We start from the raw sequence: 15027 nt of genomic DNA, 5'->3' as shown, positions 1-15027 counted from the left end.
GACCAGGCTATCCGGTACCCGCCTTGTAGCCCACGCCGCGAACGGTGAGGATGATTTCCGGTCGCTCCGGATCCGGCTCGATCTTGGCGCGCAGCCGCTGCACGTGCACGTTGACCAGCCGGGTGTCCGCCGCGTGCCGGTACCCCCAGACCTGCTCCAGCAGCACCTCGCGGGTGAAGACCTGACGCGGTTTGCGGGCGAGCGCGACAAGCAGGTCGAACTCCAGCGGCGTCAGTTTCACCTCCTCGCCGTTGCGGCTGACGGTGTGCGCCGGCACGTCGATGGCGATCTGGTTGCCGGGCGGGCCGATGGTGAGCAGTTCCGGCGCGGCATCCTCGCCACGGCGCAGCCGCGCCCGCATCCGGGCCACCAGTTCCTTGGGCTTGAACGGCTTGACCACGTAGTCGTCTGCGCCCGACTCCAGGCCGAGCACGACGTCGACCGTGTCGCTCTTGGCGGTCAACATCACGATCGGCACCCCGGACTCGCCCCGGATCGCCCGCGCCACGTCGATACCACTCATTCCGGGCAGCATCAGGTCAAGCAGGACGATATCGGGCCGATTGTCGCGGAACGCGGCAAGTGCCCGTTCCCCGTCCGCCACGAACGAGGGCATGAAGCCTTCGCTGCGCAGCACGATGCCGAGCATCTCGGCGAGCGCGGGGTCGTCGTCGACCACCAGTACCCGGGCTCTCATGGGGTTAATGGTTCCATCCCGTCAGTTCGGTGGGCTCGGCGTCACCCGCACGCTACTGCCGTCAGGTACGCCGTGCCCAGCACCGCTCGGTTCTACCGCCCGCACGTGCCGCCCCCGGGGGGCGGGACTGCACCCCTGACGACCGCGCGTGTCAACATGATCCCCGGGTGCGCCGCAGCGCGCCACCGCCACCGCCTTCCAGGAGTACGCGTGCCCGAAACAGGCCCGACAGTCGTACTCCCCGGCCGCCCGCTCACCATCGGGGAACTGCTCGACTCCGCCGTACTGCTGCTGCGCGGCCAGACGGCGGTCCTGCTCCCGCTCGCCGCGGTGCTGGCCGCCGGCGAACAACTCCTGCTGCTGCCCCTGCGGACCGTCGTGGGTGCCACCGGGCCGCTGTGGTGGCCGGCCGGCCTGAGCGAACTCGGCCTCTTCTGGTTCCTGCTCGCCCTCGGCGCCGCCACCGAGGCGATGATCATCCTGCTGCTCGGCAACCCGGCCGGCCGCGCCGCCGCCAGCGGGCTTGTCGGCCGCCGACCCACCACCCGAGAGGTGATGGGTGCCAGCGGCGGCCGGTGGGGCGCCACCGGCCTGCTCTGCCTCGTCGTCGGCGCGGTCATGCTGCTCGCGTCCCTGCTCGGGCCCGCCTGGCTCATCGGGTTCGCCCTGCTGGGCGCGGTGGCGCCGACGCTGGTGGTCGACCGGGTCGCGCCGGTACGGGCGATCAACCGCTCCGTCACGCTCGCGTTACGCCTGGGCGGGCGGGCCGCCGCGCTGCGGCTACTGGGGTACCTCGTCTGGTGGCTCATCCGGGTCGGGCTCGGCTGGGGGTTGTTCACCGGGCTGACCGCACTCGATCTGATCACCGAAAGCTGGGCCACCGCCGTGGCGATGCTGGTCTGGGCGGCCGTGAACATGGTCGCCTACGCCGCGCTGGCCTGCCTCGACGCGGTCGTACACCTGGAGACCCGGATCCGCAGCGAGGGCCTGGACATCCGGCTCTCCCGCGCGCCCGGCGCGTCGGGGACCTCGGAGCTGCTGGCGGTCGGCGGATGAGCTTCAGCCGGTGGTGGACCGAGACCACCGCCGCCCTCGGTGACCGCCTGCCGCTGCCGCTGGCCGCGCTGCTGCTGGTGCTGACCACGGTGCTGACCGCGACCGCCTGGTACACCTTCCCCGCCTGGCTGCCCCGCCGACTTCCCCGGCCCCGCCGACGCCGCCCCGTCCGGCGGATCGCGCCGGAGCCGGCCACCGCGCCGCCAGCGACCGTCCCCCCGCAGCCGCCCGCCGGTCCGGTCGGCACCGTCGTGGTGGCCGACCGGTTGGCCGCCGAGGGCCGCTACGACGAGGCGGTCCGCGAGCGGTTGCGGGTCATGCTCCACCAGCTCACCGAACGGCAGGTGGTGCGGGTCCGGCCCGGCATGACCGTCGCTGAGGTGGTCACCGAGGCCACCGCCAACCATCCACCGGCCGGACCGCCGCTGACCGCCGCCGCCGTCATCTTCTCCGAGGTGTGGTACGCCCAACGCCCGGCCACCGCCGACCACGATCACCGGATGCGTGACCACGCCGGCCGGCTGCGGGATCTGCTCGCCACGGTCACCCACCCGAAGGACGACGACCGGTGAGCGCGCGGGGACGCCGCCACCGGATCGTGGTACCGGTGCTGGTAGGGGTGCTGCTGATGGCGATCACGCTGGTCACCCGTGAGATCGACCAGCCGGACCAGACCGACCGGGACTTCCTCTCCCCGGTGGCGACAGGTGACCACGGCGCCAGCCGGCTCGCCGCGAGTCTGGCCCGGCAGGGGGTGGTGGTGCAGCGGGAGACCGACACGCTCCGGGCATTGCTGGCCACCCGGCGTGGCCCGACCACCCTGTTCGTCCCCGCGCCCGACCTGCTGCACCCGCGAACCGTCAGTTACCTGGGTCTGCTGCCCGACGGCACCCGGCTGGTGCTTGTCGACCCGGCCCGGCGGGTGCTGGCCGCCGCCGGGCTGCCGCTGCGACCGGCGGGCCGGCGGTGGGCGACCCGGGCCGTGCCACCGCACGGGCTCGACCGGCCCTGCCCGCTGGCCGAGGTCACCCCCGCCGCCACGGCCGCCGTCGCCCGCCAGCGGTACGCACCCACAGGTGCTCAGGGCAGCGTCGACCTCTGCTACAACGCCGGTCTGGCCCGCCTGCCCGGGGCCGTCGAGAGCGTGGTGGTGGGTGCCAGCGACCCGTTCCGCAACGGCCGGATCGACGAATGGGACAACCTCGCCTTCGCCACCGGACTGCTCGCCACCTCCGGCCGGGTGGTCTGGCTCGACCTGGACGGCCCGGCGCCGCCACCACCCGAACCCAGCCCGGCTCCCACCCGGCCGCTGCCCGAACGCGACGACGGCATCGACGAGCCCGGCGAACAGGAGGACCTGGACAGCGAGGGGAACGGCGAGACGTCGCCGGGGGGCCGTCCGGGCGGTGAGGCGTCCGGCCCCGGCGGACAAGGCTCCTCCGGGGAGCCCAACCCGCTCTGGTCGGCCTTCCCGCAGTGGTTCTGGGCGCTGCTGCTGCAACTCGCCCTGGCGGCCCTGCTGATCGCCGTCGGCCGGGCCCGCCGTCTCGGCCCGCCCACCCCGGAACCGCTGCCGGTGTCCGTGCCCGCGGCCGAGACGGTCCTCGGCCGCGGCCGGCTCTACCAGCGGGCGCGGGCGCGGGAGAGCACCGCCCGGGTGCTCCGCAGCGCGACGCTCGCCCGGCTGGCCCGACGCCTGCACCTGCCCGCCGAGGCGCCGCCCGCCACTGTCGCCGCCACCGTGGCCGCCGGGACCGGCGACCGACCCGACGCCATCCACGAGCTGCTCTACGGCGACGCGCCCCGAACCGACCGGGACCTGCTGGAGCTGGCCGCCGACCTGGACCGCGTGACGCGGGCCGGCGGGTCGACGCCCGCGCAGCCCGTCGCCGACCCGCCGGCCCCGGCCCGGCTGCCGAAGCCCCGATCCGAAGGAGACCCCCGGTGACCCGACCCGCGATGACCGTGGACCCGCTCGCCGCCGACCCCACCCGGGCCGCACTGCACCGGCTACGCGCCGAGGTGGCCAAGGCGGTAGTGGGCCAGGAGGGCGTGGTCACCGGACTGATCGTCGCCCTGCTCTGCCGTGGTCACGTGCTGCTGGAGGGCGTACCGGGGGTCGCGAAGACGCTGCTGGTGCGTACCGTGGCCGCCGCGCTGGATCTGACCTCGCGGCGGGTGCAGTTCACCCCCGACCTGATGCCCGGTGACGTCACCGGCTCGATGGTCTTCGACGCACGGACCGCGGCGTTCACCTTCCGGGAGGGGCCGGTCTTCACAAACCTGCTGCTCGCCGACGAGATCAACCGCACCCCACCGAAGACCCAGTCCGCCCTGCTGGAGGTGATGGAGGAGCGGCAGGTCACCGTCGAGGGCGAGCAGCGCCTGCTGCCCGATCCGTTCATCGTCGCCGCCACCCAGAACCCGGTGGAGTACGAGGGCACCTACCCGCTGCCGGAGGCCCAGCTGGACCGGTTCCTGCTCAAGCTCACCGTGCCGCTGCCCAACCGGGACGAGGAGCTGGGTGTGCTCCGCGCCCACCACGCCGGTTTCGACCCTCGGGACCTGACCGCTGCCGGCGTACGCCCGGTGGCGGACGCGGCCGAGCTGGCCGCCGCGCGTGCGGCGGTGGGCCGGGTCCACGTCGCCGACCCGCTGCTCGGCTACGTCGTCGACCTGTGCCGGGCCACCCGCGCCACCCCGGCGCTGGAGCTGGGCGCCTCGCCGCGCGGTGCGACGGCCCTGCTGGGTACCGCGAAGGCCTGGGCGTGGCTGAACGGACGCGATCACGTGGTGCCCGACGACGTCAAGGCGATGGCGCGACCCACCCTGCGGCATCGGCTGCGCCTGCGTCCGGAGGCCGAACTCGAAGGTGTCGGGGTGGATCCGGTCCTGGACACGGTGCTGGGCACCGTGCCGACCCCGCGATGACCTGGCGGGCGGCGGCGCTGCTGGCGGCGGGCGCGCTGACCCTGCCCGGATGGCCGGCTCCCTTCGTCGGGGTGGTGGTCATGGTCGGCGTGGTGCTGCTGCTGGTCGGCGTCGACCTCGCGCTCGCCGCGCCGCTGCGGGCGCTGACCGCCGAGCGGGCCGGTGAGCGGGCGGTCCGGCTGGGCGGCACCGCCACGGTCACCCTGTACCTGCGCAACACCTCCGGCCGACAGCTGCGCGTCCGAGTCCGCGACGCCTGGGTGCCGTCGGCCGGGGCCCGGCCGGAGGTGCCGCCGACCCGGGTGGTGCGCGCCGCCCCCGGTGAGGTGCTGGTGCTGCCCAGCCATCTCACCCCCACCCGCCGGGGTGACCGGCCCGCCGTGGCCCTTACCGTCCGCTCGTTCGGGCCGCTCGGGCTGGCGTTCCGGCAGTGGGGTGGCCGGCCGGGCACCCCACAGTGGACGGTGCGGGTGCTGCCCCGTTTCGACTCCCGGCGGCACCTGCCGGAGCGGCTGTCGCGGCTGCGGGTCATCGCCGGCACACAGGTCGGCCGGGGACGCGGACCGGGCACCGAGTTCGACGCGTTACGTGAGTACGTGTCCGGCGACGACGTACGCTCCATCGACTGGCGAGCCAGCGCCCGGCGGGCGGAGGTACTGGTCCGCACCTGGCGTCCGGAGCGGGACCGGCGGCTGATCTGCGTGTTGGACACCGGCCGCACCTCGGCCGTACGGGTGGGCGACGAGCCGCGGCTGGACGCCTCGATCGAGGCGGCGCTGCTGCTCAGCGCGTTGGCGGCGCGGGCCGGTGACCGGGTGGACGTGCTCGCGGCGGACGCCCTGCCCCGCGCCTCGGTGGGTGGCGCCGAACGACCGGGGCAGTGGAGCCGACTGGCGCACGCGTTGGCCCCGCTGCAACCCGCGCTTGTCGAGACCGACTTCCGGCTCATCGCGGGCGAGCTGCTGCGGCGACACCGCCCGCGCAGCCTGGTGGTGCTGCTCACCGCCCTGGAACCCGGTGCGCTCGGCGAGGGACTGCTGCCGGTGCTGCCCCGGCTGGCCGCCCGGCACCGGGTGCTGGTGGCCGCGGTACAGGACCCCGTGCTCGCCCGGCTCACCGCCGCACCCCCGCGACGCCCGGGGGACGCGTACGCCGCAGCCGCCGCCTGGCGCACGTTCGCCGAACGCGACCGCCTCACCCGGACCCTCACCCGCCACAACGTCACAGTGGTGGACGCCCCCGCCCCCCACCTGGCCCCCGCCCTTGCCGACGCCTACCTGACCCTGAAATCCAAAGCCCAACTCTGACCCCCCACCCCCACGTTGATCATGAGGTTAGCGGCGAAGTTGATCTCCAAAACTGCCGCTAACCTCATGATCAACCTGGGTGGTCGGGTGGGGTGGGGTGGTGCGGGAGCCGAGGAGGAGGACGTAGGCCAGGAAGGCTAGCCAGGTGGTGGCGCCGATGGCGATGCGTACGGGGGTCGGCAGGGGGGCGGGGGTGACGAATGCCTCGATCACCGCGGCTACGGCGAAGAGGGCGACCAGGCCGACGGCGACCAGGACGCCGTCGCGGCCCGCCCGGGCCACCGCCTGCCCCCGGGTCAACTGCTCCGGCGGTGCTATCCACGCCCACCCGATGCGCAACCCCACCCCGGCGGCGACGAACACGCCGGTCAGCTCCAGCAGACCGTGCGGGGTGATCAGGCCGAAGAAGACGTCCGCCCGGCCGTAGGAGACCATCACCCCACCGACCACGCCGATGTTCACCGCGTTCTGCCAGAGCAGGTGGCCGACCGGCACGATCAGCACCCCCGCCGCCAGGCACTTCGCGGCCAGCCAGGCGTTGTGCGTCCACAGGTGGAAGGCGAACGTCGGCGCGGAGAACTCCGTGTAGTAGCCGGCGAAGCCCGACTCGACAAGCTCGGCGGCCTCGTCGTCGCCGATGAACGCCGCCGCCGTCTCCGGATTGTCCGCCACGAACCACATCAGGGTGAAGGTGAGCAGGGTGAAGGCGGTCGCCACCGCGCACCACCACGGCGCCGCCCGCCAGATCGCACCGGGCAGGCCGGCCAGCAGGAACCTCCGGACGGCCGCCCAGGAGGGGTGAGGCCGCCCGGTGAGCCGCCCCCGCGCGCGGAGCACCACCTGGGACAGCTCACTAACCAGTGCCGGGTCCGGCGAGCGACTACGCAGCACCGACAGTTGGGTGGTGGCCCGCTGGTAGAGCGCGACCAGCTCGTCGACCTCGGCCGGGTCGAGCCGTCGTTGACCGCAGAGCTGGCTCAGCCGACGCCACTGCCCGCCGTGCTCCGCGACGTACGCGTCGACATCCACCAGCCACCTCCGACCGCGCGATCATAGTGTTCACTGTCGGGGTGAGCACAGCGACGCCAGCGTGGACCGCCCCGGCCTGGGGTGACGCCGGGCTGGTCAGCGGCGAGGCGGTCGAGCTGGACGTACGGGCCGCGCGGATCGGTTCCCGGGTGCTCGCACTCCTGCTCGACGTGCTGGTCCAGCTGGTGGCCGGGCTGCTGCTCGCCGCGCTTGCCGGGCTGCTGTTGGCCGCACTGCCGTACGGACTGCTCGACGCGGCGATGGAACGGGCACTGCTCACCGTCGGGCTCGTCCTGCTGCTGGTCGGCTATCCCGTGCTCTGCGAGCGGTTCAACGACGGCCGCACGCCGGGCAAGGCGGCGGTCGGGCTGCGGGTGGTGAGCGTCGACGGTGCCCCGGTCGGGTTCCGGCAGTCGTTGACCCGGGCGCTGGTCGGGGTCGCCGTGGAGTGGCCGGGTCTGGTGCTGCCGCTGTTGTCCTGGGCGGTCGGGCTGACCGTGATGCTCAGCGACGCCCGCGGCCGGCGACTGGGTGACCTGGCAGCGGGCACGCTGGTGGTGCACACCCGGCCCGCGACGAGGTGGCGTCCGGTTCCGGCGACGGTGCCGGAGCTGGCCGGTTGGGCGTACACCCTGGACCTCAGCCGGTTGGACGCGGATCTGGCGCTGGCCGTCCGGCAGTACCTGGCGCGGGCCCACGGGTTCAGCGAGCCGGCACGCGGCGAGTTGGCCCGGCTGCTGTGGCGGCAGGTCGCCGAGGTGACCGGCCCGCCGCCACCGGCCGGGCTGTCGGCGACGGCCTACCTGGCCGCCGTCATCGCCGAACGACATCGGCGGGCCCGTCGCCTTCTCGCCGGTGAACGCGCGCTCACCGAGGCGCTGTGGCCGCAGTTCCAGGTCGGATCCGACGCTGGACAACCCGGGGGGTCGGGATGAGGGGTTTCGGGCCGTGGCTGGCGGTGCTCGCGGTGGTGCTGCTGCTCAGCGCACTGCGGCTGCGCACCCTGGCCGCGCTGGTGTCCGTGGCCTGGCTGCTGTGGTGTGTCTGGACCTGGGTCCGCCCCACCCGCCACCGCTGACCAGCCGGACCACGCCGGCCGGAGCCGCACCCGCGACCCGGAAGGCCACCGCCGGTGCCACAGCGCCCTGGAGAGCCATCCAGGGCGACCCGGAGAGCCAGCACCGCCCGGGGACGACCCCGGAGGGCCACCTCCGGGGTCGGCCGCTGCGGGTCGGCCCCGGAGGTGGCGTCGATGCTCAGTAGCGGTAGTGGTCCGGCTTGAAGGGGCCGTCCACGGTGACGCCGAGGTAGGCGGCCTGCTCCTTGGTGAGCGTGGTCAGCCTGGCACCGAGGGCGTCCAGGTGCAGCCGGGCGACCTTCTCGTCGAGGTGCTTGGGCAGCACGTAGACGCCGATCGGGTACTCGTCGGTCTTGGTGAACAGCTCGATCTGGGCGATCGTCTGGTTGGCGAACGAGTTCGACATCACGAAGCTCGGGTGGCCGGTGGCGTTGCCCAGGTTCAGCAGGCGGCCCTCGGAGAGCACGATGATGGCGTGACCGTCGTCGAAGCGCCACACGTCGACCTGCGGCTTGATGTTCTCCCGGGTGACGTCCGAGCGCTTCGCCAGGCCGGCCATGTCGATCTCGTTGTCGAAGTGCCCGATGTTGCCGACGATGGCCTGGTGCTTCATCCGGGCCATGTGCTCGTTGGTGATGACGTCGAAGCAGCCGGTGGCGGTGATGAAGATGTCGGCCTGCTCGACCACGTCCTCCAGGGTGGCGACCTGGTAGCCGTCCATCGCCGCCTGGAGCGCGCAGATCGGGTCGACCTCGGTCACCACGACCCGGGCGCCCTGGCCACGCAGCGACTCGGCGCAGCCCTTACCCACGTCGCCGTAGCCGAGCACGACGGCCATCTTGCCGCCGATCAGCACGTCGGTGGCACGGTTGATGCCATCGATGAGCGAGTGGCGGCAGCCGTACTTGTTGTCGAACTTGCTCTTGGTCACCGAGTCGTTGACGTTGATGGCCGGGAAGAGCAGCGTGCCGGCGCGGTGCATGTCGTAGAGCCGGTGCACGCCGGTGGTGGTCTCCTCGGTGACGCCCTTGATGCCGGCGGCGATCCGCGTCCACCGCTGCCCGTTCGCGGCCAGCGAGCGGTGCAGCAGGTCGAGGATGACCGCGTACTCCTCGGAGTCGGCGGACTCGACTGGCGGCACCGCGCCGGCCTTCTCGAACTCGGCACCCTTGTGGACGAGCAGCGTGGCGTCGCCACCGTCGTCCAGGATCATGTTCGGGCCGTCCCCCTCGGGCCAGTCCAGCACCTGCTCGGTGCACCACCAGTACTCCGGAAGAGTCTCGCCCTTCCACGCGTACACAGGGACTCCGGCAGGAGCGTCGACGGTGCCCTCGGGGCCGACGACGACCGCGGCCGCGGCGTGGTCCTGGGTGGAGAAGATGTTGCACGACGCCCAGCGGACCTGCGCGCCGAGCGCGACCAGGGTCTCGATCAGGACGGCGGTCTGAATCGTCATGTGCAGCGACCCGGTGATCCGCGCGCCCGCGAGGGGCTGCGCGTCGGCGAACTCACGCCGGATCGCCATCAGGCCGGGCATCTCGTGCTCGGCGAGGCGGATCTCCTTGCGCCCGAACTCGGCGAGCGACAGATCCGCCACCTTGTAGTCGCCCTCGGCGACAGTACGCGGCCGGACCTCGGACGACGTGCCAGTGGCGGACGCCGGGAGGGTGCTGGTCATGAAAGCTCCTGTCGGACGATGGTGCTGCGCAACCTCCCACCTTACGCGCGCCCACGACGGGCGGCCGGGGTGGTTACGGACAGCGCACGGGGCGGCCGGCGTGGACGTGTGCCGTCCATCTCCGTCCGCCCCGTGCATCCCCCCGGTTTGGTTCCCCCGCGCGTTCTCGGACCATCGTCGCGATAACGCTACGCACTCATAGAGTCACACTAAGCAAGAGGCGAGTCAAGCTATTCCGGGAAAGTCGGACTTATCGGCGGGCGGTCGGCCTGATCCCGGCCTCGCCGAAGACTCAGACCAGGCCGGTCGAGGCGATGTACGTCTCACCTTCGCCGGTGACCGTGAGTGAGCCGCCAGCGGCCGGCCCGACCGCGGCCCGACCGGGGCCGAGGGTCACCGGCGCCACACCGTCGGTCACGGTGATCCGACCGGCGGTGCAGAGCACCACCCGGGGGCCCGGCACCGCCAGCGTCACCTCACGCCGCCCGTGGCCCACGGTCACCCGGTGCAAGGCGAAGTCGTCCACCGGCACCGGCCAGGTCACCACCCCGTCGGCCACCTCGCGGGGCGCGACCACCGGCCGGTCGAGCACCTCGAAGCGGAGCACCCGCAGCAGTTCGGCCACGTCCACGTGCTTCGGGGTCAGCCCGCCCCGCAGCACGTTGTCGCTGGCGGCCATCACCTCCACGCCGGTACCGCGCAGGTAGGCGTGCAGGTTCCCGGCCGGCATCCAGATCGCCTCACCGGGAGCCAGCCGCACCCGGTTGAGCAGCAGTGCCACCAGCACACCGGGGTCGGCCGGGTAGACCTCGGCCAACAGGGCCACCAGATCCGCGTCCGGACCGTCCGCCGCCCGGGCCGCCGCCACCAGACCGGCACGCTCCGCCGTGGGCCACTCCAGCAGCCGGCGTACGGCCTCCGCCAGCCCCGCCGGCCCGGCGGCCAACGCGTCAAGCACCGGACGCAGCTCCGGTACGCCCAGGGCGGCGAGCGCCCGCGCCGAAGCGGCGGGAGCCCGGAACCCGCACAGCGCCTCCATCGGCCCGAGCGCCACCAGCAGCTCCGGCTTGTGGAACGGGTCGACGTAGTTGCGGTGCCCACCGGACCGGGCCTGCTCGGCGGCGTGACCGGCCCGCGCCTGCTCGGCGTCCGGATGAGCCTGAAGACTCAGCGGAGCCGCTGCGGCCAGCACCTTGAGCAGGAACGGCAGGCGGGTGCCGAACCGGTCCAGCACCGGCCGGCCGAGCCAGTCGACCGGCTCGGCGGCGAGTACCTCGGTCAGCGCGATCCGGCCGCCGTCGCGCTCGACGGCGGCCGGCGCGCACGGATGCGCCCCGAGCCACAGCTCCGCCTCGGGCGCCGCGCTCGGCACCGGCCGCCCCTGGAGTTCGGCGATCGCCGAGCGGGAGCCCCAGGCGTAGTCCTTGATCGGCCCGTGCAGCGGTTCCACAGGTCAGCCCCCAGCGGGCCCGGACGCTGTGGCGGGCTCCGCCGGAACCTGGTAGATGTCCGGTTCTAGGTAGATGACCCGGGCGACCGGCACCGCGGCCCGGATCCGCTGCTCCACGGCGTCGATGCCCCGGGCCACCTCCTCGGCACTCTCGCACCGCCCCACCGCGATCTTCGCGGCCACCATCAGCTCCTCCGGACCGAGGTAGAGGGTCTTCATGTGGATGATCCGCTCCACCTCGGGTCCGGCGGTGACCGCCCGCTCGATGGCCGAGACGTCCGCCGGCTCGGCCCCCTCCCCCAGCAGCAGGCTCTTGGTCTCCACGGCCAACACGATCGCGATGGTCACCAGCAGCAGACCGATCATCGCGGTGCCGGCCGCGTCCCACCGGCCGTTACCGGTGGCCAGCGTCATGCCCACGCCGAACAGAGCGAAGACCAGGCCGACAAGCGCGCCGAAGTCCTCCAGCAGCACCACCGGCAGCTCCGGTGCCTTCGACCGGCGGATGAACCTGGTCCAGGACTCGCGGCCCCGGACCAGGTTCGACTCCTTGATGGCGGTACGGAAGGAGAACGACTCCATCACGATCGCGGCGAGCAGCACGGTCACCGGCACCCACTGCCAGTTGGTGATGCCGTGCGGGTCGGACCACTTGTGCCACGCCTCGTAGAGCGCGAACAGACCGCCCAGGCTGAACAGCACGATGGAGACGATGAACGCGTAGACGTAGCGTTCCCGGCCGTAGCCGAAGGGGTGTTGGGGGGTGGCGGCCCGCCGGGCCCGCTTGCCACCGAGCAGCAGCAGGGCCTGGTTGCCCGCGTCGGCGACCGAGTGGATGGACTCGGCGAGCATCGACGACGAACTCGTCAGCAGGTAGGCCACGAACTTCGTCACGGCGATACCGATGTTGGCCAGCAGCGCGGCGATGATCGCCTTGATGCCACCCTGCGTGCTCACTGGTTGGCCAGTTCCTTCATCTCGGTGATCGCCGGTACCGCCATCGGGTCCAGACCGTGCGCCAACGCCAGGTAGATCGACGCGAAGTCCGGCACCGCCACCAGGGAGGCGAGCCGCTCCAGCGCCGAACCGCCCTCGGCGGTGACCACGTCGCACCGGACGCCCCGCCGCTCGGCGAGGGTCTGCACCGCGTCCGCGCGCCGCTCCTCGACAGCGAGGGGCTCGTCGGCGTCGTCCTCGGCGTTCAGGCCACCGTCGCGCAGCAGCACCAACCGCAGCCGGGTGCCCTCACCGTCCGACTCGTCGGGATCGGCGAAGATGTCCCGCTCCCCCTCGGCCAGGCCGCCGAAAACCCCGTCGAGCAGGCCGACCCGACCCCGACCCGCCTCGCCGAGCGCACCGGTGACCACCGGGTACCTGGCGTTCGCCGACAGGGTGTCGCCGAAGCGACGGGCGGCGACCGCCGCCAGCGGCGACGAGCCCCACACGATCGGGATCGACCCGGCCAGCCCGAGGGCGAGGGATTTCGCCGGGTTGACGAAGGACTCCGCGGTCGGGCGGCTGCGGTCCGCGTCGGCGTCCAGCCGGGCCGCGGTCTCCGCCAGGTCCGCCTCGTTGACCTTGACCAGACCGAGGGCCCGGGCGGCGAGCAGGACCGGCACCGTCAGCCCCCAGAGGCTGGCCCGGGCCGGCGCCCGCCGGGGCACCGGGATGAACGGGGCACGGGCCCGCTCGGCGACCGAGTGCAGCTGCGACTCCGCCGGGCCCACCGCGACCAACCGGGCTCCCCGGCGGTGGGCGGCCTCGGCGGCACCCAACGCCTCGGGACTGCGACCGGAGGCGCTGATCGCGATCACCACGTCGGCCGCGCCGACCCAGCCGGGCACTCCGGCACTGCGGTGCGCGATGACCGGCACCGGGCAGCGCGGCCCGGCGACCGTGGCCAGCACGTCGCCGGTACGCCCGGCGGTGCCGATGCCGGCGATCACGACCGCCCGGGGACGTCCCTCGTCGGCGAGTACGGAGAGGTTCGCCTCGGCGGCCAGGGCTGCCGACTCGCGTACCTGTGCCCCCGCCGAGGCGGTGTGCCGCAGCATGCCGCCCGGATCCCGCTCAGCGAGCGCCTGCGGGTCGTCGAGGAGCCGTTCGTCGGCGTTGCGGTGTCCGCTGACGCCGGCCGTTCCGTCGATCACGATCCCTCCGCGGGGCCGCGCGCCTCGTCCAGCAGCAACACCGGTACGTCGTCGCGGACCTCGAAGATCCGGCCACACTCGGTGCAGGTGAGCGTCTGGGCCTGCGCGTCGTAGGTCAGCGGGGCATGGTGTGTGTCCGGGCAGGCGAGGATTTCCAGCAACTGCGGGTCGAGGGCCACTGCGCGGCTCCTTCCACGTATGCGGCTTCACCGATCGGCGGTGCCGACCGGCGCGAGCGATCTTATCGGCGAACCCGGTCGAGCACCTCGTCGCGCAGCGCGGTCATCCGCTCGGCGGTCGGTGCCTCGACGTTGAGCCGCAGCAGCGGCTCGGTGTTCGAGGCGCGCAGGTTGAACCACGCCCCGTCGGGAAAGCGCAGGGTGAGCCCATCCATCTCGTCGGCCTCGGCGTCCGGGTACGCGTCGCGCACCTCGGCCACCTTGGCCGCCTGGTCCGCCACGGTGGAGTTGATTTCACCCGAGGCGACGTACCGCTCGTACTCGGCGGCCAGCGTGGACAGCGGCAACGGCTGCTCGCCGAGCGCGGCCAGGGTGTGCATCGCCGCCAACATCCCGGTGTCGGCGAACCAGAAGTCCCGGAAGTAGTAGTGCGCCGAGTGTTCCCCACCGAAGACCGCGTTGGTGCGTGCCATCTCGGCCTTGATGAACGAGTGACCCACCCGGGCCACCACCGGTTCACCGCCGTGCTCCCGAATGATCTCGGGCACCGCGCTTGAGGTGATCAGGTTGTGGATCACCGTGGAGCCGGGGTGCTTGGCCAGTTCCCGGGCGGCCACCAACGCGGTGATCGCCGACGGGGAGACCGGCTCCCCGCGCTCGTCCACCACGAAGCAGCGGTCGGCGTCTCCGTCGAACGCCAGGCCGATGTCCGCGCCGTGCGCCACCACCGCGCGTTGCAGGTCGACCAGGTTGGCCGGATCCAACGGGTTGGCCTCATGGTTGGGGAACGTGCCGTCCAGTTCGAAGTACAACGGCACGATCCGCAGCGGCAGGGCCGCCAGGGCGGCGTCGCCGAGCACGCTCGGCACGGTGTGCCCGCCCATTCCGTTGCCCGCGTCCACCACCACTGTCAACGGCCGGATGCCGGAGAGGTCAACAAGCGTGCGCAGGTGTGCCGCGTAGTCGGGCAGCAGGTCACGCCGCTGGTTCGGTGCGGTCGGCTCGCCGAGCGGCTCGTCCTTGTCGAGCAGGGCCTGAGCCCGGTCGCGGACCTCGGCCAGCCCGCTGTCCTGCCCGACCGGGCGAGCACCGGCGTGACACAGCTTGATGCCGTTGTACTGCGCCGGGTTGTGGCTGGCGGTGAACATCGCCCCGGGCAAACCGAGCGAACCGGAGGCGTAGTAGACCATGTCGGTCGAGGCGAGCCCGATCTCGATGACCGGGCGCCCCTCGGCCCGTACGCCGGTGGCGAAGGCGGCGGCCAACCCGGGCCCGGAGGCCCGCATGTCTTGCCCGATCAGCACCGCCTGCCCCGGCTCACCGGCGGCGTCGAGCATCTGGGCGAAGGCGACGCCGAGAGCACCGGCGACACGCTCGTCCCACTGGTCCGGCACCGTCCCACGGACGTCGTACGCCTTCACGATCCGGGACAGATCAGACACCGGTTCCACTCCTCGCCTGCGGGTCGTCAA

Annotated in this window: 15 protein-coding genes; 7 read left to right on the top strand and 8 right to left on the bottom strand. The window is 73.0% G+C overall.

The features are described from left to right. Positions 1-7: 7 nt before the first annotated feature. Positions 8-697, bottom strand: coding sequence for an MtrAB system response regulator MtrA (gene mtrA / locus AB0I71_RS18395; protein ID WP_093406568.1), 690 nt, complete (start codon positions 695-697; stop codon positions 8-10). Between the two features lie 210 nt (positions 698-907). Between mtrA and AB0I71_RS18390 the strand changes: the two genes are divergently transcribed. The 5 genes from AB0I71_RS18390 to AB0I71_RS18370 are packed head-to-tail and all read left to right on the top strand — an operon-like array spanning position 908 to position 5991. Continuing rightward, complete coding sequence (locus AB0I71_RS18390) at positions 908-1753, top strand: hypothetical protein (protein ID WP_357586064.1); 846 nt, start codon at positions 908-910, stop codon at positions 1751-1753. Beyond that, entirely contained in the window at positions 1750-2325 is a 576-nt protein-coding gene (locus tag AB0I71_RS18385; RefSeq protein ID WP_357586062.1) for a DUF4129 domain-containing protein, read from the top strand. The genes AB0I71_RS18390 and AB0I71_RS18385 overlap by 4 nt, the downstream gene beginning before the upstream one ends. Further along, positions 2322-3701: a DUF4350 domain-containing protein gene (locus AB0I71_RS18380; protein WP_357586060.1), complete on the top strand. Its 1380-nt coding sequence runs from the start codon at positions 2322-2324 to the stop codon at positions 3699-3701. Before AB0I71_RS18385 ends, AB0I71_RS18380 begins: the two co-directional genes overlap by 4 nt. Positions 3702-3712: 11 nt before the next feature. Continuing rightward, on the top strand, positions 3713-4684 hold the full coding sequence (locus tag AB0I71_RS18375) for a MoxR family ATPase (protein WP_357586223.1): 972 nt from the start codon (positions 3713-3715) through the stop codon (positions 4682-4684). Continuing rightward, on the top strand, positions 4681-5991 hold the full coding sequence (locus tag AB0I71_RS18370) for a DUF58 domain-containing protein (protein ID WP_357586058.1): 1311 nt from the start codon (positions 4681-4683) through the stop codon (positions 5989-5991). The genes AB0I71_RS18375 and AB0I71_RS18370 overlap by 4 nt, the downstream gene beginning before the upstream one ends. Before the next feature lie 27 nt (positions 5992-6018). On the opposite strand, the gene AB0I71_RS18365 is transcribed toward AB0I71_RS18370, so the two are convergent. Then, a complete protein-coding gene (locus tag AB0I71_RS18365; protein WP_357586056.1) occupies positions 6019-7020 on the bottom strand; it encodes a stage II sporulation protein M in 1002 nt (333 codons plus the stop codon). A gap of 41 nt (positions 7021-7061) precedes the next feature. Between AB0I71_RS18365 and AB0I71_RS18360 the strand changes: the two genes are divergently transcribed. After that, on the top strand, positions 7062-7955 hold the full coding sequence (locus tag AB0I71_RS18360) for an RDD family protein (protein WP_357586054.1): 894 nt from the start codon (positions 7062-7064) through the stop codon (positions 7953-7955). Continuing rightward, positions 7952-8098 carry a hypothetical protein gene (locus AB0I71_RS18355; RefSeq protein ID WP_357586052.1) on the top strand — a complete coding sequence of 49 codons (147 nt, stop codon included), beginning with the start codon at positions 7952-7954 and terminating at the stop codon, positions 8096-8098. Before AB0I71_RS18360 ends, AB0I71_RS18355 begins: the two co-directional genes overlap by 4 nt. Before the next feature lie 178 nt (positions 8099-8276). Here the strand turns inward: AB0I71_RS18355 and ahcY are convergent, their stop codons facing one another. From ahcY to AB0I71_RS18325, 6 genes are all read right to left on the bottom strand, one after another. Further along, complete coding sequence (ahcY, locus tag AB0I71_RS18350) at positions 8277-9776, bottom strand: adenosylhomocysteinase (RefSeq protein WP_357586050.1); 1500 nt, start codon at positions 9774-9776, stop codon at positions 8277-8279. Positions 9777-10068: 292 nt separating this feature from the next. After that, complete coding sequence (manA, locus tag AB0I71_RS18345; protein WP_357586048.1) at positions 10069-11226, bottom strand: mannose-6-phosphate isomerase, class I; 1158 nt, start codon at positions 11224-11226, stop codon at positions 10069-10071. A gap of 3 nt (positions 11227-11229) precedes the next feature. Continuing rightward, the gene (locus AB0I71_RS18340; RefSeq protein ID WP_357586046.1) at positions 11230-12183 is read right to left on the bottom strand and encodes a cation diffusion facilitator family transporter; all 954 of its coding nucleotides are present in this window, start codon (positions 12181-12183) and stop codon (positions 11230-11232) included. Beyond that, on the bottom strand, positions 12180-13376 hold the full coding sequence (locus tag AB0I71_RS18335) for an SIS domain-containing protein (protein WP_357586044.1): 1197 nt from the start codon (positions 13374-13376) through the stop codon (positions 12180-12182). The genes AB0I71_RS18340 and AB0I71_RS18335 overlap by 4 nt, the downstream gene beginning before the upstream one ends. After that, positions 13373-13555, bottom strand: a complete 183-nt coding sequence (locus AB0I71_RS18330; RefSeq protein WP_203991675.1) for a Trm112 family protein — start codon at positions 13553-13555, stop codon at positions 13373-13375. The genes AB0I71_RS18335 and AB0I71_RS18330 overlap by 4 nt, the downstream gene beginning before the upstream one ends. Positions 13556-13617: 62 nt before the next feature. Beyond that, a complete protein-coding gene (locus AB0I71_RS18325) occupies positions 13618-14997 on the bottom strand; it encodes a phosphomannomutase/phosphoglucomutase (protein WP_357586041.1) in 1380 nt (459 codons plus the stop codon). Between the last annotated feature and the right edge of the window lie 30 nt (positions 14998-15027).

The organism is Micromonospora sp. NPDC049891 (assembly GCF_040660295.1).
GTDB lineage: Bacteria > Actinomycetota > Actinomycetes > Mycobacteriales > Micromonosporaceae > Micromonospora.
The sequence above is the reverse complement of the archived record's forward strand: the minus strand, read 5'-3'. Positions and strand labels throughout refer to the sequence as shown.